General features: G+C 59.5%; 15 protein-coding genes. 6 read left to right on the top strand and 9 right to left on the bottom strand.

Features of this window, described 5'->3' with window-relative positions:
- Positions 1–4 precede the first annotated feature (4 nt).
- From HZB60_11445 to HZB60_11420, 6 genes are all read right to left on the bottom strand, one after another.
- Complete coding sequence (locus HZB60_11445) at positions 5–1,279, bottom strand: sugar MFS transporter (GenBank protein MBI5060381.1); 1,275 nt, start codon at positions 1,277–1,279, stop codon at positions 5–7.
- Positions 1,280–1,307: 28 nt separating this feature from the next.
- The gene (locus tag HZB60_11440; protein ID MBI5060380.1) at positions 1,308–2,351 is read right to left on the bottom strand and encodes a carbohydrate-binding family 9-like protein; all 1,044 of its coding nucleotides are present in this window, start codon (positions 2,349–2,351) and stop codon (positions 1,308–1,310) included.
- A gap of 17 nt (positions 2,352–2,368) precedes the next feature.
- Positions 2,369–3,328: an ROK family protein gene (locus tag HZB60_11435; protein ID MBI5060379.1), complete on the bottom strand. Its 960-nt coding sequence runs from the start codon at positions 3,326–3,328 to the stop codon at positions 2,369–2,371.
- A 280-nt stretch (positions 3,329–3,608) separates the two neighbouring features.
- Positions 3,609–4,445, bottom strand: coding sequence for a deoxyribonuclease IV (locus HZB60_11430; protein MBI5060378.1), 837 nt, complete (start codon positions 4,443–4,445; stop codon positions 3,609–3,611).
- A gap of 111 nt (positions 4,446–4,556) precedes the next feature.
- Positions 4,557–5,195 carry a hypothetical protein gene (locus HZB60_11425; protein MBI5060377.1) on the bottom strand — a complete coding sequence of 213 codons (639 nt, stop codon included), beginning with the start codon at positions 5,193–5,195 and terminating at the stop codon, positions 4,557–4,559.
- Positions 5,195–6,496: a DUF1015 domain-containing protein gene (locus HZB60_11420; protein MBI5060376.1), complete on the bottom strand. Its 1,302-nt coding sequence runs from the start codon at positions 6,494–6,496 to the stop codon at positions 5,195–5,197. The genes HZB60_11425 and HZB60_11420 overlap by 1 nt, the downstream gene beginning before the upstream one ends.
- Positions 6,497–7,073: 577 nt before the next feature.
- Here HZB60_11420 and HZB60_11415 point away from each other — a divergent pair.
- The 6 genes from HZB60_11415 to HZB60_11390 all read left to right on the top strand — a co-directional run bounded on the left by HZB60_11415 (position 7,074) and on the right by HZB60_11390 (position 15,305).
- Positions 7,074–9,083, top strand: a complete 2,010-nt coding sequence (locus HZB60_11415; protein MBI5060375.1) for an NERD domain-containing protein — start codon at positions 7,074–7,076, stop codon at positions 9,081–9,083.
- Positions 9,084–9,261: 178 nt separating this feature from the next.
- On the top strand, positions 9,262–9,780 hold the full coding sequence (locus HZB60_11410; GenBank protein MBI5060374.1) for a DUF1697 domain-containing protein: 519 nt from the start codon (positions 9,262–9,264) through the stop codon (positions 9,778–9,780).
- A gap of 173 nt (positions 9,781–9,953) precedes the next feature.
- Complete coding sequence (locus HZB60_11405) at positions 9,954–11,234, top strand: magnesium transporter (GenBank protein MBI5060373.1); 1,281 nt, start codon at positions 9,954–9,956, stop codon at positions 11,232–11,234.
- Between the two features lie 53 nt (positions 11,235–11,287).
- Positions 11,288–12,526, top strand: coding sequence for a DEAD/DEAH box helicase (locus HZB60_11400; GenBank protein MBI5060372.1), 1,239 nt, complete (start codon positions 11,288–11,290; stop codon positions 12,524–12,526).
- A 140-nt stretch (positions 12,527–12,666) separates the two neighbouring features.
- The gene (locus tag HZB60_11395) at positions 12,667–13,914 is read left to right on the top strand and encodes an Nramp family divalent metal transporter (GenBank protein ID MBI5060371.1); all 1,248 of its coding nucleotides are present in this window, start codon (positions 12,667–12,669) and stop codon (positions 13,912–13,914) included.
- Positions 13,914–15,305 carry a glycosyl hydrolase 53 family protein gene (locus tag HZB60_11390; GenBank protein ID MBI5060370.1) on the top strand — a complete coding sequence of 464 codons (1,392 nt, stop codon included), beginning with the start codon at positions 13,914–13,916 and terminating at the stop codon, positions 15,303–15,305. Before HZB60_11395 ends, HZB60_11390 begins: the two co-directional genes overlap by 1 nt.
- Positions 15,306–15,396: 91 nt before the next feature.
- On the opposite strand, the gene HZB60_11385 is transcribed toward HZB60_11390, so the two are convergent.
- From HZB60_11385 to HZB60_11375, 3 genes are all read right to left on the bottom strand, one after another.
- A complete protein-coding gene (locus HZB60_11385) occupies positions 15,397–15,924 on the bottom strand; it encodes a hypothetical protein (protein MBI5060369.1) in 528 nt (175 codons plus the stop codon).
- A gap of 27 nt (positions 15,925–15,951) precedes the next feature.
- The gene (locus HZB60_11380) at positions 15,952–16,866 is read right to left on the bottom strand and encodes a DMT family transporter (GenBank protein MBI5060368.1); all 915 of its coding nucleotides are present in this window, start codon (positions 16,864–16,866) and stop codon (positions 15,952–15,954) included.
- A gap of 121 nt (positions 16,867–16,987) precedes the next feature.
- A complete protein-coding gene (locus tag HZB60_11375) occupies positions 16,988–18,541 on the bottom strand; it encodes a T9SS type A sorting domain-containing protein (GenBank protein MBI5060367.1) in 1,554 nt (517 codons plus the stop codon).
- Between the last annotated feature and the right edge of the window lie 6 nt (positions 18,542–18,547).

The following is an 18,547-nucleotide window of genomic DNA, read 5'->3' as shown; positions in this document are numbered from 1 at the left end:
GAGCTTAACCTCCCGCGGTGACCGCCTGCCGCGACCCTTTCAGTGCATACCAGATCACGTAACAGTAGCAGAGCGCCGGCAACAGAAACGCCTTGTGGATTCCATAGGAGTCCGCCAGCGCACCTTGCAACACCGGAATGATCGCACCCCCCACAATCGCCATCACCAGCACGCTCGAGCCCTGACTGGTATGCTTGCCGAGATTTTCGATCCCCAGCGTGAAAATAATCGGAAACATGGCCGAATTGAAGAACCCCACGGCGATAATCGTCCACATGGCGATCGGCCCCGTCGCGGCAACCGTGATCAGCACCAGCGCCACAGCGGATGATGCGGCAACGGCCAACACCAGCCGCGGCCGCAGCTTCTGCAAAATGGCCGACGCGAGAAACCTCCCCACCATTGCACTGCCCCAATAGTACGAAACAAAACCCGCGGCCACCGCCGGCGCCAACGCCGCAATATCCGGCTGCCCAAAAAAGTTCACAAGAAAACTGCCGATCGAAACCTCCGCGCCCACATACAGAAAGATCGCTACCGCCGCCAGCCTGAGATGCCGGTGCTTGAGCGCGTCACGCAGCTTCGCCGACTTCGCGTGATGATCCTCGACCGTATCAATCACCGGCAGCCGCAGCACGTACATGATTGCCGCCAGCAGAAAGAGCGTCACGGCCAGGCCCACATACGGCAACTGCACGGCCGAAGCTTCGGCCAACCGGTGCGCATACCGCTCTGCCTCCGGTAGCCCGCCGAGTTGAGCGGGAGTCAGGGGCACCGTGCTCAGAATCAACAAGCCGCCGATAAACGGCGCGCTCGTATGACCCAGCGAGTTGACCGCCTGCGCAAAGTTCAAGCGACTCGAGGCCGTCTCCGGTTTCCCCAGCACCGCGGCATACGGATTCGCCGTCACTTGCAGCACGGTGATGCCCGTCGCCAACACAAACAGCGCGCCGAGAAACAGCGGGTACGATAGTAGCGCCGCCGCCGGATAGAACAACAACGCACCCACTCCCGCGGTCGCCAACCCCACGACAATTCCGCGCTGATAGCCCACACACGCGACCAGCTTCCCCGCCGGAATCGACATGATCAGATAAGCCGCGAAAAATGCAAACTGTATCAACATCACCTTGGTGTAATTCAGCTCGAAGACGCCCTTCAGGTGGGGAACGAGAATATCGTTCAGCTCCGTCAGAAAGCCCCACATGAAAAAGAGCACGGTGATGATGATAAGCGCCAGCCGGTAGCTGTAAGCTTTGGGCGGGGAATCAGTGGTCATGGGCATTTACGCTGTGTGATGCAGCTTCCTATTTGGAAACCGGTTCGGTCCAGAAATGCGAGTCCTGATTGATGTGAGCATCGACCGGCCCAACATCGTCCACGCCGACGCGAAGCGTTGCCACAAATCCATCCTTCGTTAGCATCATTGTTGTCGTCGGCGCAACTTCATCGAGCCAGTTGGCTATGCCCAATGCGGACAGCTTAGGTGCCCATGCTTGATGCACTCTAAGGAACTCCTTTTGGCTGTCGCAGACTACTTGCAGTATTCCACGGGCTTTCTCGAACGGATCGGGCTTCACATGGACTGTCCCAAACGGCTGCCGTGTGAATTGCACGATTCCCCACGCCTCCGGCCTGTGCATGTTGATCACCCCCTGCGGTGACCACACCCAATTGTCCTCCGGCAGCCCTGCGATCTTAACATACCGGCCGTCTTCGCAAATCTTCTTCCATTCGACGCGCGAAAAATTTACCCGCCACTGCTCGCCCTCGTTGGGTGCCGTCGAACGATGGCTGCAACGTGCGAGACCACTCCACGGCATCGCGATTTCCACGGACCAGCCCCGGCATTCGTCGCCACAGCCGTTGAGCGTGCCGTCGACATATACCGCAGTCCGAATGCCGTCAATGTTCCAGGCGTCGTCGGCATGCCCGCCATCCTTGTACGGTTTCGGCAGGAACAGATCCCAGCCCGTATTCAGGGCATTGATCTCAAATTCACCATATTCGTGATTGTCACCGTCCGGATCGAGAAAGATCTCAAAGTCATTGTCGTAGAAGATGATCGAGTCGCGCTTGAGAATCGTAGCCCAGATGTCAGGCTCCTCAAGCTGTGCGCCCACGTAGAAACAGGAATCGTCCCATAACATCTTCACCCGCGTCAGGAAGCGCGGGCGCGGCTTCAGATCTCCCTCAATATCCACGAACGAATCGGTCCATTCGGCAAACTGCCAAGCCCCATCATCAAGCACACCGTCAATGCGCAGCGGTGAATTCGGGGTTGCGCGATAGCATAAGTAGCTGCGCGGCGAGGCCGGCGCAACAGCGCAGGCCGCCAAGCAGACGATCATGGCGATCGTGAATCTTGTCATTGCGCGTTCCGGTTCAATTGTTGCCAGACCAGCGCCGCCGCCCCCAACACCGCGACATTCTCCTGCGCGAGTCCTGACGCGAGCAGCCGGACCTTTCCCTGATAGATATTCAGCGTGTATTCCTCCATCCACCGGCGAGTCGGCTCAAAAATCAGATCGCCCGCCTGGGCGAGTCCGCCAAACAGCACAATCGCCTCCGGACTCGTGTGCGCGATGGCATCCGCGAGCTTCAAACCGAGGACCCGTCCCGTAAATTCGAAGGCTTCGCAGGCGATGGTATCACCGCTCGCCGCGGCCTCCGCGATGCGAAGCGAGCTGATTTCCGTCGGTGGCAGCGCGCGGAAGACACTCTCCGCGTTGCGGGTCGCGAGCAGCTCCAGTACCGTGCGCTTGAGGCCGCCCGCCGACGCATAGGTCTCCAGACATCCGCGCCGGCCGCAGCCGCAATCACGCCCGGCCGGATCGTAAATCGTATGACCGATTTCGCCGGCGAAGCCGTCGTGTCCGTACAACAACTCCCCGTTCACGACGATCCCGCTCCCCACGCCGGTCCCCAACGTGATCACGATGTAATCCCGCATACCGCGCGTCGCGCCGAACATCCCTTCGCCGATCGCCGCGGCATTCGCGTCGTTCGTCAACAACACGGGGACGGCAACGTGCTCGCGAAACATCTCCGCCAGCGGAATTACACCCTTCCACCGCAAATTCGGCGCAAACTCAATCGAGCCCCGATAGAAGTTGCCGTTCGGAGCGCCCACGCCGATCCCGGCCAGCGGCGTCTCGCTCCGCATCCGGTCCAACGCGCGAAGCGCCGCAACGACAAAATCCGCCGGACTATCGAAGTCCGTCGTCCGCATCCGGTCTGCCGCGACGCACTGCCCCGTCACGTCAACCAGGCCGATCGCCGTATTGGTGCCCCCGATATCGATTCCCGCAACCACCTGTCGGCTCACCGCTGACTCCTTGACCGCGGAGCCAGGCCCCGCGTCCTTTCGCGCGTACCACGTGTGTCCTGCAATTTACCGAATTCCCACACTTTTATCAATCGCCCGACCGTGTTAGCGTCCCCTGCATCGGCCATTCTGAGCAGATTGTATGTTGAACGTGTGTACCCATTTGACAAAAGAAAGTTGTCCAATGGCTAAGACGCGGAGAGCGGCCCCGCTGGCCGCTCTCGTGATTCCGCTGTTTCCGCCGGCCGCCGGCTGACGAGTCGCGAGCCGCGGACATCCGTCATTCGTCCCGCAATCGCTTCAGCAGGCCAATGCTCTCGGGCGTGTCCTCGTCCGGCAGCTCCGTAGTCGCGGGCATCCCCGCAAACCGCGCGTCGCGGGCCAACAAGCGAAAACCCGACTCGCCGATCTCACCTTTGCCAATCGCGGCATGCCGGTCACGATGCGCGCCGAGCGGAAACCTGCTGTCATTCAAATGGAACGCCCGCAAATTGCTCAGGCCGACGATGCGGTCGAATTCGCCCCACGTTCGCGCATAACCTTCGGCGGTTCTGAGATCATATCCCCCCGCAAAAACATGACACGTATCCACGCATACGCCCATCCGCTCGGGTTGATTCACCCGCTCCAAAATGTACGCAAGTTGCTCAAACTTCGCCCCGAGGTCATTGCCCTGTCCGGCGGTGGTTTCGAGCAGAATCCCCGTCCCGCTGCCCTCGGTCCGGCGCAGCACTTCGAGCACCGACTTCACGCAGTTATTCAGCCCGACCTGTTCGCCGGCGCCCTTGTGCGAACCCGGATGCGTATTCACCCACGGAATCGCCAGCAGCGACGCGCGCTCAAGCTCATCCACCAGACCGCCCACCGACTTCTGCCGCAGGGCTTCTTCCGGACTGCACAGATTGATCAGATAGGAGTCATGCACGAAGCACGGCGGCCAATCCGCCGCTTCCCACGCGTCAAGCCAGCGCTCAATATCCTCCGGCTCCAGCGGCTTGGCTTTCCACTGCAACTGGCTCTTCGTGAAAATCTGAATGCTCTCGCATTCGAACTCTTCCGACCGGCGAAACGCTTCGTGCAATCCACCGCTAACCGATACGTGCGCTCCGAACAGCATCTTCCTGCTCCTGGATCGTGTTTCGCTAAGGGACCGAGACTGAACGAGCGACCTGTGGTGGCCGCCCGATGGGATTTGTGAAGGTGCTTCTAAGATTTCGGAAATTTCCCGCTATCGCTCGCGAACCACCTCCGGGGCCGACCGCTCCATCACGCGATCCGCGACGCGCAACTCCGAAATCTTCGCCAGCAAGGCCTGCGCTTCGGCGGCGTATTGCCGGTTCTGCCGGGCGATGAATTCGAGCACCTTGCTCCCGCGGGTGATGCTGCCTTCCAGCAGGTACGCGTTGGCCTGATACCAGCGCGCCTGCATCCGCGGCACTTCCGGAGCCGAATAACGCTCCACCATTTCGAATCCGTGGATCGCCTCGCGCGTGTCCCCGGTCAGGTATGCCGACATCGCCGTGTAGAACCAGATCTCCCAGTCCAGCCGCTGCTTGCGCGTCGCAGTTCTCAGTTCGCGTTGCGCGGTCACATAATCGCCCGCCTGATACGCGATGAGGCCTGCGCGGTAACCCGGGATCTTAGCCGATGGCAACTCCTTGTCGTAGGCCACCGGGTGGCGATCGAGAAACGTCTCGAGCTTCGTGCTATCCAAGCGCGCTGCCGTAGTGTCGGCGGCGACCGCAGTCCGCGTGATACGGTCCGCGGCCACCGGTGGTGGCGTGACGACCGGCGGTTCCCGTCGCTTGCACGAGACCGCCAACAGCGAGATCAACCAGCAGCAGTAGGCGACGTGCCGCAACCGCATTACTTCTGAATCCCCAGCTTCATCATCACGAGTCCGGCCAGCAGCTTCGGATAGAAATCCGTGGACTTCTGCGGCATGCGTTCGCCGGCCGCGGAAACTTCTTCCACCTGTGAGACCGTCGTCGGTCGCAGCAGAAACGCCGCCTGAATCCCGTGCTCCCCGACCTGCGCCAGCGCTTCGTCGCGCTGTCGGACGTATTCCACGTGCGTGAACGCTTCGAGCTTCTGCTGGTCGATGCCGAGATGCCGTTCGAGAATCAGCGAATGCAGGATCGTAACGTCGAGCCGCTTCGACGCTTTGCTCATCGTCTTGGGCAACTCGCGCTCGAGCGTGCTGTCATTCCAGAGCCGCAAACTGTAGAGCGGCCAGGGCGTGCCGACCGCTTTCAAGCCAATAATATATTGGCCGCGCCGCGCGTCATCGATCTTGTGATAGAGTTCCGCTTCGTCCGAGTGCGGCGCGACGTCGAAGTGCTTCTCGAGCGCTTTCAGCAGCTTCTCGCCGGAGAAATGCTCAACGTTCTTCACGAGCCGGTGCGTCGGGAAGATCACCAGTCCCGGGTCTTCCATGGGAAACAGCGCCATCATGCGATGATCGTAGCCCTGAGCGCCGACCGGGTGCCAGCCCTTGGCTTCGCACTCGTGTTTGAAATTGATCGCGGTTTCGTAGCGGTGGTGGCCGTCCGCAATCAGCAGTTCGCGCGGCTCCACCAATGCTTGCAGTTTTGCGATCACCGCCTTGTCCGACACGGCCCACACCTTGTGTGTTTCGCCGTAATCGTCCTTCACGTCGATGATCGGCGCGAGCTTGCTCACGGCATCATCCATGACCCGCACGGCTTCGTGATGCGCATCGGAGAACAGCATGAACGTCAGCTCATCGGAGGTCTCGATGGCCTTCAACAGCCGCAGCCGATCGGCCTTCGGTCCGGCCAGCGTGTGCTCATGCGCGCGCACGCCCTCCTCTTCCAGCTTCACCGAGGCGATGAACCCTTTGCGGGTGAATTCCCGGCCCTCGAAGCGGAACAACTGATAGTAGATGTACAGCGCCGGCTCGCCATCTTCAGCCAGCACCCCCGACCGCAGCCACTCCTGAAATGTCGCCGCCGCCTGCGGGTAGGCGGTTTCCGGGTCGGCGAGGGACTCCTCCGACCGGATAATCCGGACCACGTTCAGCGGGCTGCGGCGGTAATAGTCCGCCTGCAACTCCGCCTCAATCTTGTCATACGGCTGCGTCACCACCGCCGTCAGGTCTCCCACCTTCGTCGATTGGTAGCGCAACGCCTTAAAAGGTGCGATCAAAGCCATGAAAAGCCCTTCAGAATTCAACCAGCGAAATCCGATATTTAGCTCCGAAAATAGCGATTTGCCGCCTGAATTGCAAACCGGGACAGTTGATTAAGTTGCTGGAATTGGGTATGTTTAGATTGATGGTGTATTGGGCCTCCGCATTCCGGGGAGGACGGCCCCATGCGAAACGATGAAAACCGATGTGCCCGCGAAAAATGTTTTTTGACCAAACAAACTCCCTTACTCTTTAGAATATCAACCAGTAAAGCCGGAGTTCGGTTTGCTCAAAATGGGCGAGTTCGTGCTCCAAAGCCGGGTCAGTGTGATTGGAATAAAAGAGAATGGGGGATTTGATCGTATGGATCATTTCGAATGCCTTAGTGTACGAAATAAAATACAAATTGTCAAGAGAAATTTCAATAAAAGTTACAATTGACTGATCTTATTAGCAATAGTTAGCTTGCTATCGCTTCAGGCTGCAGTAGCTAATGTGAGCGAGTAACTCAAAATGCCAGGCAAGCGAAGGAATGAAGGACCCACGCCTCGGGAAGGCGATTCACCGCAGGAATTGCTCAATGGACTAATTCGTATGTCCGAAGAGAGTGCGGCAGAATTACCGCAAATAGTCGATGCTATCCGTGAGATCGTACGCAAAGTTGATGCGATCGAGTTAGTGGCGAAGCTTCAATTCCTTCGACAGTGGTCTGCACCCAATGACATGCCGAAGAGGGACGAAATAGCCGCAACCCAAGTTGGACTCGAATTCCTGAGCTGGATTGCATCAACCCAAAGAGAATGGGCAGGAGAGCCAGAAGAAATCGATGGTGGCGTTACGAATGCTGTATTAGAGCTCGCTGACAAGTACTTCGAAAAACTGCAACTTGCAGAGTTCTGGTGCCCAAGGAGTGACAATCTTAACGAGCGCGACCTTTCGCTCAGAAATGCGCTAATTTCGGAACAACGCGCTGTGCGAGGGGAAGGTCATTGGAACGTCCTGCAAAACTATTCCAGAGAACTCTACCAATCGAATTCCTCGTGGATGGAAACTGAGCTTGGGTTCAATGTTAACCAAGCGATTAAGATTGTTAATGCGATAGTCGATCTGATTACAGATCGTTGGAATGGACGAACAAACAAGATTGCGGCAGAAGCTCGCGAGGCTATCCGACACCTGCGAAATCTGAAAAGAAGAAAGCAGGAACGCCTAACCACGGACGAGAAGCGTATACTTATAGAAGTGGAACACAGGGGAATCACTGCAACCATTCGTAATGCTGCGACATTTGATCTGTATGCTGACTGCAAATCCGTGATACAAATCACGGCGCAGGACATATCTTCGCAGTCCAAGGGGAGCGTGTCGGAGGATACTGCAGAGAAATTTCTGAATTTCGCATCATCATCGTTTGGAGCTGAAACGAGGATGCCTGACCCGATTGGACTGTGCCCGCTTTATGAAAAACCAATTTGGTTTCATTCAGGCAACTACTATGTACCTCTCGCCGGTATACTCAGTGAGTTTGTTCTAAACGCACCTCACTACGCAATGATCGCGGACACGAAATACCGAGCCGAATACGACAGAGTTCGCGGCGACTGGCTGGAAGCTGCGGCTCTGAAGGAAATTGAGAGGCTCCTGCCTGGCTGCACCATTTTTGCAAACCTAAGATACGGACCGACAAACCCACCGTTTGAGCTTGACGGACTTGTAATCTATGACAATAAACTAGTGTTTGTCGAGGCAAAATCAAAGCAACTCACACTTAGGGCCCGGCACGGCGATGTTGAGGCTGCGAAGAATGATCTGCAACTATCGATTGTCGCAGCATATAAGCAGGCTAAGCGAGCAATCGACCATGTACACTGCCACGATGTTGCCGAATTTAGGACGGCTGACGGCGAGCTTATCGAGATTCGAAAAGACCGCTTCAATGCCACCTACGTCCTATGCGTGACCGGGAAAGGCTCCGCGCTGGGCAGCCTTCCGGCAAGGATCAGCCACTACGTTGAGCCCGGGACGTTTGAAAGGCATAGTTTTCCGTCGGCCATTCCACTAATGGATTTGAGAATTTTCGCTGAGATATTGGAGTCTCCAGCACAATTCTTTGATTACTTGGATCGAAGGATTGCTGCTGTGCACGACACGAGATTCTACTTTCATGATGAATGGGACCTGTTTGGTGCATACCTGAAGGGTCACTTGGACCCCGTAGATCCTCAATATAGAAACTCCAACTGGATTGCACTGACGGGAATGGACGACGAACTTGACACATACTTTCGCGCGAAGGATATTTCAGCCGATGCCTCGATCGACAAGCCGCGCCGTGTTGTTCCGGACCGAATTAGACCGATCTTGGCTAGCATCGAGTCCCTAAATCAACCGGGTGTGTTAGACCTTTCTTTAGCGCTGCTGAGGTTTCCCAACAAAGTGCTTGACAGCTTTGCCGATCAGATGCAACAACTTTTCGCTGACGTCCGTGCGACGGGGCTTCCCAAATCGACTCACTTATTTATGAAAGATACCGAGTGTGGCATCACCTGTCTAGCCGGGATTGGGCCGATGCCACGGTTGTCACAGTTGCTTGAGTATCGCTGAGGCACAGCTTACGAACAGTATGGAGCCAAGTCTTGGCTTGGGCTCGGGGTGGAAGTAGGTGGCGGTGCGACCTACTTGTACACTCAAGCGCCCGACTTCTTGCCGTTTTGCTTGTCGAAGTCTGTGAAACAACCGCTTGCGTCCCTGTATTGATGGGCGTGACTGACACAGCTAACCCGTGACCTTTTTCTCCTTCCTCCGCGGCATCAACGTCTCCGGGCAGAAGCTCATCAAGATGAGCGAACTCGTGCGGCTGTGTGAGGACGCAGGCTTTAAGAACGTCAAGACCTATCTGCAGAGCGGCAACGTCGCGCTCGATGGGACACAGAAATCCGCGCGCGCCGTCCGCACCAAGCTGGAACGCGCGTTGGCTGACGGCCTCGGCTACGAGGTCACCGTCATCGTGCGCACGCACGCCGAACTCGCCGCGCTCCTCGCGCGCGATCCGTTCCAACCTGTGAACACCAAAGCCGCGACGCGCTACGTCACTTTCTTTACCGACGTGCCGCCGGCCACCAAACTGCCACTCGTTTCGCCCAAGAAAAATGTGCGCGTGATCGAGATCTCCGGCGCGGATGCGTGCAGCCTGTCCACCACGATTCCCAACGGCGACTACCCCAATCCGTTTCTCGAGAAACTGTTCAAGATTCCCGCCACCACACGCAACTGGAACACGCTCGAGAAGATGATCGGGTAGTTTTCCCCCTTCCCGTTCCCCCACAGGAAGTGGGGGAAAGCTCCGAATTGAACCCCCCTTAGTCCCCCCGTGAACGGAGGGAGACCCGAGCAGATTCCGGGCGGGTGAGGGCACGCGCCTCGGCGACGGTGACCCGGCTTCATCATTCATAGTTCATACCTCATAATTTCGCCGTGGCGAAGCATCCCGAAGAACTCATCTTCCTGTCCGCGTTGCTCGGTCGGCGCGCCAAGAGCAAAAAGCTCGGCACGTCGATGGGACGCGTGCATGACGTGGTCGCCACGCTGACCGAACTCTATCCGCAACTGCGCGGCTTCGTGCTCCAGCACAAGGACACGCGCGTGCTCTATCCCGCCACCGCGCAGGAATATTTCGACTTCCACCATTCCGGCGTGCTGATCGTGGATGAGAGCCGCATCGCGTCGCTGGAACTCGGCGACCGCGACTTCAGCCTGCGCGAACTGCTGTGGGACAAGCAAATCGTCGATGTCGATGGCGCGAAAGTCGTGCGCGTCAACGATGTGCAATTGCTCGTCAGCGAACGGCAATGGGTCGTGCACGTCGATGTCGGACTGTCCGGCTTGATGCGGCGGCTCGGCTTCGAAGGCCTCGCGCGCGGCGCCGCCAAGTCCGTCGGCAAGCCGCTGTTAGATGAACTGATTTCCTGGAAATTCGTGCAGCCGCTGTCCGCCGAAGCCTCGGCGCTCGACCCCGTACGCCTGACCGTCGGTGCGCGCAAGCTCAACGAATTGCACCCCGGTGAACTGGCGGATATTCTCGAAGATCTTGACTCGTCGCAGCGACAGGTGATTCTGGAATCGCTCGACACGGAGATCGCCGCCGAAGCGATTCAGGAGACCGACGAAGACGTGCAGCGCGCGATCTTCGAGGGCATGAACACCGAACTCGCCGCGGATATTCTCGAAGAGATGGAGCCCGCCAAGGCCGCCGACGTGCTGGCGAATCTCGACGAGGAAGCCTCCTCCGCGATCATCGAAGCCTTCGAAGGTGAAGAAGAAAAAGCCGACCTGCAGGAACTGCTCACCTACGAAGACAACACCGCCGGCGCGCTGATGTCCACCGATTATCTCGAAATCAACGGCGACCGTACGGTCGGCGAAGCACTGGAAATCGTGCGCGAAGCGGCCGGCGAAATCGAAGCGTTTTACTATGTGTACGTGCACGACGACGACGGCAAACTCGTCGGCGCGCTCTCGCTGCGGCACCTGCTGCAAACCGATCCCGCGCTGCAATGCGGCAATGTCGTGCAGCAGCGACTGGTCAGTCTCGAACTCACCAGCGACATCGTCGAAATCGTGACGGCATTCCTCCGCTACAACTTCCTTTGCCTGCCCGTGAGCGACGAGAGCGGCGTGCTGCGCGGAGTCATCAGCTTCAAACATTCCTTCGACCAACTGCTCCCGCATCTTTACCGGGCGTGGAAGGCGGATTAGACCTCCGTCTGCCTATCAAGTTTCAAGTTTCACGTTTATCCTAACCCATTCTCATGTCCTTCGAAAAATTCGGTCTCGATCCACGGCTGCTGAAAGCCGTCAATGAACTGGGCTACGAACGCCCCACGCCGATTCAGGATGCCGCCATTCCCTCGGTCATGGCCGGCAATGATATCATGGGCTCGGCCCAGACCGGAACCGGCAAGACCGCCGCCTTCGGTTTGCCGATCCTGCAACGGCTGCTCGATGAGCATCATAAAAAACACTCCGTGCGCGCACTGGTGCTCTCACCCACCCGCGAACTCGCCGCGCAAATCGAGGAATCGCTGCGCTCCTATGCCTGCCACACGCGACAACGCGTGCTCGCCGTGTTCGGCGGCGTCTCCATCGTACCCCAGCGGGAAAAGCTGAGAACCGGCGTGGACATTCTGGTCGCGACGCCGGGCCGCCTGCTCGATCACCTCGATCATCACACCGTCACGCTTAATGACGTCGAAGTGTTCGTGCTGGACGAGGCCGACCGCATGCTCGACATGGGCTTCCTGCCCGATATCCGGCGTGTGCTGCATTACCTGCCCACGAAACGGCAAACCATGCTGTTCTCCGCGACGATTCCACCGGAGATCGCGTCGCTGGCGCGCGGCATGCTGAAGGACCCCATCGAAGTGCAAGTCGGGGTGCGCTCGTCCGCCGCGGTCGGGATTACGCACGCGATCTATCCCTGCGCTGCGCACCTGAAACCCGAGATTCTGCCGGCGATCATGAAAGAACTCGGCACGCGTCAAGTACTGATCTTCACGCGCACCAAACGCCGCGCCGACCGGGTCGGCAAGCTGCTCAGCAAAGCCGTCATCCGCAACGCGGTGCTGCACGGTGACCGTACGCAAAAGCAACGCATTGCCGCCCTCGAGGGCTTCAAGCGCGGGCAGTTCGAGGTGCTCGTCGCGACCGATATCGCCGCGCGCGGGCTGGACGTCGAGAACATCTCGCATGTCATCAACTTCGACGTGCCGGGGACGCCCGAGGACTACGTGCATCGCATCGGCCGCACGGCCCGCGCCGAACGGCGGGGCGACGCCTTCACCATCGTCTCGCCGGAAGAAGAGATGTCCATGCGCGCCATCGAACGACACCTCGGACAAGTGCTGCCGCGCGTCGCCTTGCGCGATTTCAACTACGAAGCGCCGCCACCGGAGCGGCAGACCGGATTGCAGCGCGCCAGCGTGAATACTACCGGTCCGGCCCGCACGTCCTTTACCTCGCGGCGGCCCAAGCTCCGCCGCAAACGGTAGCCGGCGAAGACCACAAGGTGATCAAGTTGTTTGAGGCCGGGCGCAGGGACAAGCAGGGTGGTTGTCCCTGGCCGGCGCAGCCCTGATCGACTCGATCCCGCAGCCCTAAGCCCTCGTTCGTGTTCCGTCTCCTCAGGTCGATGCGCGCCAGAATCTCACCCGTGTACGCACGGGCTTTGTTGTTTCTGGCCGTGATGGGGCCGGGGATCATCACTGCCAACGTCGATAATGACGCAGGCGGAATCACCACCTATTCGCAAGCCGGGGCCAGCTACGGACTGACCCTGCTCTGGATCTTCATCCCCCTGACGGTCTCGCTGATCCTGATTCAGGAAATGTGCAACCGTATGGGCGTGGTCACCGGCAAAGGGTTGTCCGATCTGATCCGCGAGCAGTTCGGCGTCAAGTGGACGTTCTACCTGATGGCCGCGCTGCTCCTGACCAACTTCGGAAACGTGCTGGCCGAATTCTCGGGAATCGCCGCGGCGGGCGAGTTGATCGGCATCCCGCGACTCGTCAGCGTGCCCGTCGCCGCGTTTCTGGTGTGGGCGTTGATCGTGGCGGGCACTTACGCGACCGTCGAGCGCATCTTCCTGTTCGCGACGCTGTTCTATCTCTGTTACATTTTCACCGGCTATATGTTGCGACCCGACTGGTCGGCGGTGGGGCGCGCGCTGGTGATTCCGCACGTGACCTACGAGCGCAGCTATCTGCTCGCGATGATCGGGCTGGTGGGCACGACCATTGCCCCGTGGATGCAATTCTACCAGCAAGCGTCGGTTGTGGAGAAGAACATCTCGATCCGCAATTACAATCTGTCCCGCGCCGACACGATCTTCGGCGGGATCACCGTAGCGATCGTGGCGCTGTTCATCGTCGTAGTCTGCGCGGAGACGCTATTTGTACATGCCGTCCGCATCGACACCGCCGCCGACGCCGCGCAGGCGCTGGCCCCGCTGGCCGGACAGTTCAGCGCGCTCCTGTTCGCGATCGGCCTGCTCAACGCCAGCCTGTTTGCGGCGTCGATTCTGCCCATTTCGACCTCTTACACGATCTGTGAAGCGCTGGGGTGGGAATCGGGCGTGGACCGGAAATTCGGCGAAGCCCGCCAGTTCTACGTGCTCTATACGTCGTTGATCGCGCTCGGCGCGTTTATCGCCTTGCTCCCGAACCTGCCGCTGATTCAGGTGATGTTCTATTCGCAGGTCATCAACGGCATCATGTTGCCGTTCACGCTGATTCCGATCCTGCTGATGATCAACAATCGCCGCCTGATGGGAGAGTATGTCAACAGCCGCTTCTACAACATCATTTGCTGGACGTTCGTGATCGTGATTTCGAGCATGAGCACCGGCTGGATTCTGCTGCAAGTGAGCGGGACGGACTAATGCCCGCGAGTTCCCGCCGTCCGGAGTTGAGACGCGCCCGCGCGGGCGCGTTCGTGCTCTGCGTCCTGTTCGCGTGCGGCCAGCCCTCGATGGCGCAGCTGGCCGCCGATCTTTCGATCCTGCCGCGCGCGGAACACGGCGGCGCAATCTTCTATGATCAGGAGGGGCAGCCGCGTGACGCACTGGACTACTTGCAGCAGAGCGGCCTGCGGTTCGTCCGGCTGCGGCTCTGGCACACACCGGTGGAGCCGTGGCACGGTCTCGATTCGACCATTGCATTCGCGCAGCGCATCCGCGAGACGGGTCAGCAACTGCTGCTTGACCTGCACTGCTCCGACACCTGGGCCGATCCGGCGAACCAGCGCAAGCCCGCCGCGTGGCAGGCCCTCCATTTCGCGGCACTGACGGATTCCGTGTATCAATACACCGCGAGCGTGCTGCGCCGATTTCAGGAGGCCGGGGCCACGCCCGCCGCGGTTCAAATCGGCAACGAAATTACGAATGGGATGTTGTGGGATGACGGCCGGGTGGGCGGTGAGTTCGATACGCCCCAGCAGTGGAACCAACTCGCCGCCCTGGTGCTCTCCGCGATCGGCGGCATCCACGCCGCGCTGCCGCCGGACGAGTGGCCGCTGATCGTCCTGCAGCTCGACCGCGGCGGCGACAACCTCACGTCACGCTGGTGGTTCGATCACCTGCAAGAACGGCACGTGCCGTTTGACGTGATCGGCCAGTCCTACTACCGCTGGTGGCAGGGTTCGCTGAACGATTTGAGCGAGAACCTGACGGACCTGGTGAGCGTGTATCACAAGCCGGTCTGGGTTGTCGAGACCGCCTATCCGTTCACGCTCGAGGGGAACGACGATGAGCACAATATCGTCGGCGATTCCGCGCAACTCGATACCGCGTACGGTGCCACGCCCGATGGTCAGGCCGCATTCATCCGCGACGTCATGGAGATCGCACGCGCGGCCAATCAGGGGGTGGAAACGCCGGTGTTCTACTGGGAACCCACGTGGCTCGCGAACGATTCCTTCGGCTCGCCGTGGGAGAATCTGGCGTGCTTCGACTTCGCCGGACATCCGCTGCCGGTGCTGGAGTTGATGCACGACGCCGTCGGCGGGCAGCCGCGTCGCGCAAAAGCAGACGTCGCACTGCTGGTCTGGCCGAATCCGCTCCACGCGGGGAGTGTGCTGTTTGTCAGCGGATCAAGCGGTGCGCCCCGCGAACTGAGCCTCTATAATCTACTCGGCCGGAGAGTGCTCATGGCACCGATCTCCGGTCGCGGCCTTCAGGGGATTGACACGCGCAGTCTCGCCGCCGGGGTCTATTTCCTGCGGGCGAACGGCGCGCCCACGAACTCCGTGGCCACGATCCGCATCCTGCGTTAGCCACGCGGTGTCACCGGAGTAAAACAAACGAGCGCAGCCGGGGCTGCGCTCGTTTCTTGTTTCGTGGTCGGGGTTACGCTCGGGGGGGACGCTACCGCCGGGACTCTTCGAATACCCCCTCGATCTGGTCGAAGCGATGTTCCAGCAAATTGAGCTGCTTGCGCAGTTCTGCGCGCACCACGTCACTATTCGCGATCAATTCGCGCAGCGTGGTTTCGAGTCCTTTCAGCAGCAGCGTATCCTTCATTTCGAGCGCGCGATCGATCTGCAGGTCCAACAGCGACATCTGCTGCTGCATCACCGCTTCGCCGATCCAGCGGCCCACCTCTTCCTCGACTTGCGGATCCTCGAAATGCCGCTCCAATTTCTTGATCAGGTCGCGAATCTTCTCCTCGGCAATGCGGTTCACCGAATCGACCTTCATCTGAAAGATCATCGCGCCCGGATCGATCACGACCCGGCCCGGCGTCGAATCCGTCGCCGCCTCATAACGGTACGGCGCGCCGATACTGTCCGGCTGCACCGCCGCCGGCCGCTCCACCACGATCCGCCGCGGTTCGGCCAGGAGCGGAATCGCCAACAGGATACTCCACAGACAGATTACACTTATTCGCAGCATCGCTGATTCCTTGTATGCCGAGCCGGGTTAAGTCCTCGCAACCCGGCCGGATTCTTCCGGATCCGCTGCCGTAGTGCGCATGGTGTTGAGCACCTTCTGCACCGGCACCGAGAGCAGCATGGCACTCACAATAAACACTGCTCCGATCAGAGTCCGGCGCTGCGGGATGTGATCCTGAATCGCCCACGCCGCCAGCGCGGCAAAGATCGGCTCCGTCGCGTAGATCACGGCCGCCGCCGTTGACGAGATCTTCGGCTGATAGCGGAGCTGCATCCAGATCGCGAAGGCGAGTCCGGGAATCGCGCAATACAGCAGAATCCAGATCAGCGATGCCGTCACGTGAAAATGCAACGGCACAAAGGGCAGAAAGAGCAGCGCCGCCGCCAGGGTGAAGGCGAAGCCGAGCCAGGTGAGTTGGTCCTCATTGTCGTGATGGACCCAGCGATCCACCATCACCACCTGCAACGCAAACACGACCGCGCAACCGAACACCAGCACATCGCCGAAATTCACCACGCCGCCGGACTCCGGCCACGACATGATCAAGAGGCCGGTGAACGCCAACGCTACGGCCAGCCACAATCGCCCGCCGATCCGCTCGCGAAACAGCAGCCACGCGAACAGCGGCGTGAACGGTACGAACAGCCCGGTGATGAACGCCGCGCGATCCGCCGTCGTACAGGCCAGCCCGAACGTCTGAAAGGCGAAGCCCGCGAACAACAGCAGGCCCAGGCCGAGCCCCTTCTGCAACAGATCGCCGTTCAGGCGGAACACCCGTTTCCAGGCCAGGGCCGGAAAGATCAACACCGCAATCGCAAACCGGGCCGCCAGAAACGCGAACGGCGACGCATCCGCGAGCGCGATCTGCACCAGCGGAAACGTCAGTCCCCAGATCAAACAGAGAAATAGCAGATAGCCATGCGCCGCGGTCATGCCGCCCAAGATACGAAATTCCGCTCAATCCCGCAACCGCTTCGAGGTTCCCCGCACCCTGTGGCGGGACCCTGGGGGGCTGGATCTTGCGCCTTCGCAGCGGCCCGCTGCGTACGCGCGGTAATCCGGCCTACTTCAGCAGCAACAACTTCTCCGTCCGCATGCCAGCGCCCGCCGTCAGCCGCGCAAAATAGATCCCGGTCCCGACCGCCCGCGCATCCCACGTCAGCGAATGCTCCCCGGCGACGGCAGCCAGCCCAAACCGCTCGACTTGGCGGCCATTGACATCCACGATCAGGAGTTCCGCGTGTTCAGCTCTGCTCAGCGAATAGCGAAGCGTGGTTACGCTGTTGAACGGATTCGGATAGACCGACAACGTCAACCGATCCGGCAAGGGAGACGCGGGTCGCTCCGCGCCCAGCCCGACGGCAACTCCGTGCAGCGGGACCGTGAAAGTGAATTGGCGAAAGACCGCACGGAAGGACAGAGTCCCTGTGTAAGTTCCCTCCGTGGTCGGCGCAAAGACGACGCGGATGTCGTGTGTCCACGCCTCGGAGAGTTCGCCGCTATCAACAAGGAATGGTTGGTTGACCGTGATGTCCGTCAACCGCAGCGGGACAAACGCGTTGGTGAAGCGAACGGCCAGCGTATCGTGTTGACCGATGGAAATGGTATCGAATTCGAGTGTGGCCGGTTCGATGACGTTCTCGGCGACGTCGGAAAACAGCCCGGTGGACCAGTAGGTGAGATTGCGATCACCACGATAATACTTCCGGTAGCCCGTGCTCGTGCGATTGGAGCGGTGGGTGTAGCCGGCTTGTCGTTGAGCAATTCCGCCCCAGAGGAAGATGTAGCCCCGGTTATCAGGCGCGCACTCGCAGACATAACCGCTGTCGAGATCGTTTTGTTCAGCGAAGGTGAAGCTGCCACCGAGGGCGACGTAGAGGCCGTTCAGAGCGATGTGGGAGCCGTGACTGGAATTCTCGCGACCGTTGGCTGGTGTGTTAAGAATGACGATGCTGCCTTCGGTGATGAGGGCGAACTTCTCCGGGTGGAGGTAGTCGGGCCGGCCATTTACGGGATCCGAACTGGTGTACAGGGTGTTATCGGCCAATCCGGCATCAAGACTGGTGCAGAGGATGAGCGTACCAGATACGGTCCCCGAGACCTCGATGGGCGCTTGAATCCAATACAGCGAGGAGTCTCCGAGCGGATAGTCGCTGTAGCTGACTGAATCAAAGACCTGATTGGGTCCGGCGAACCAGACGCGCATCGAATCGCCGTTCAAGCGCACGCGAGCGCGCATGGTATCGCCTTGATCGAGATAGTGATCGGCGGCGATGGCTTGCTCGCGGTGCCAGTTAGCATTCTCCGGCCACGGGAGCGTCGGCGCGCCGAAGACCAGCAGATCCGGATTGCCAAAATGCGGATTAGTCCAGCCCTCCGTCAGGAAGCTATCCGCGGACTGAATCACGTAGCCATAGAACACCGGGTAGTGCGCAAGTGTGAATTGCTCGTTGGTGCGGATCGGACCGTCAAGCGTGTCGCCAGTCTCGAATGGAATTCGCTGGTTGAGCACGGTCACTTCCGTGTCGCTGAAGTACATGTAATTCAGCGCGTACGGCGCACTCGCCATCGACAACAACAGGATTGCCAACAGTAATTGTTTGGCTGTGATGTTCATCGTTCC

It is taken from the genome of candidate division KSB1 bacterium (assembly GCA_016214895.1).
Classification (GTDB): domain Bacteria; phylum Electryoneota; class RPQS01; order RPQS01; family RPQS01; genus JACRMR01.
This window is presented reverse-complemented; position numbering and strand designations above follow the sequence as displayed.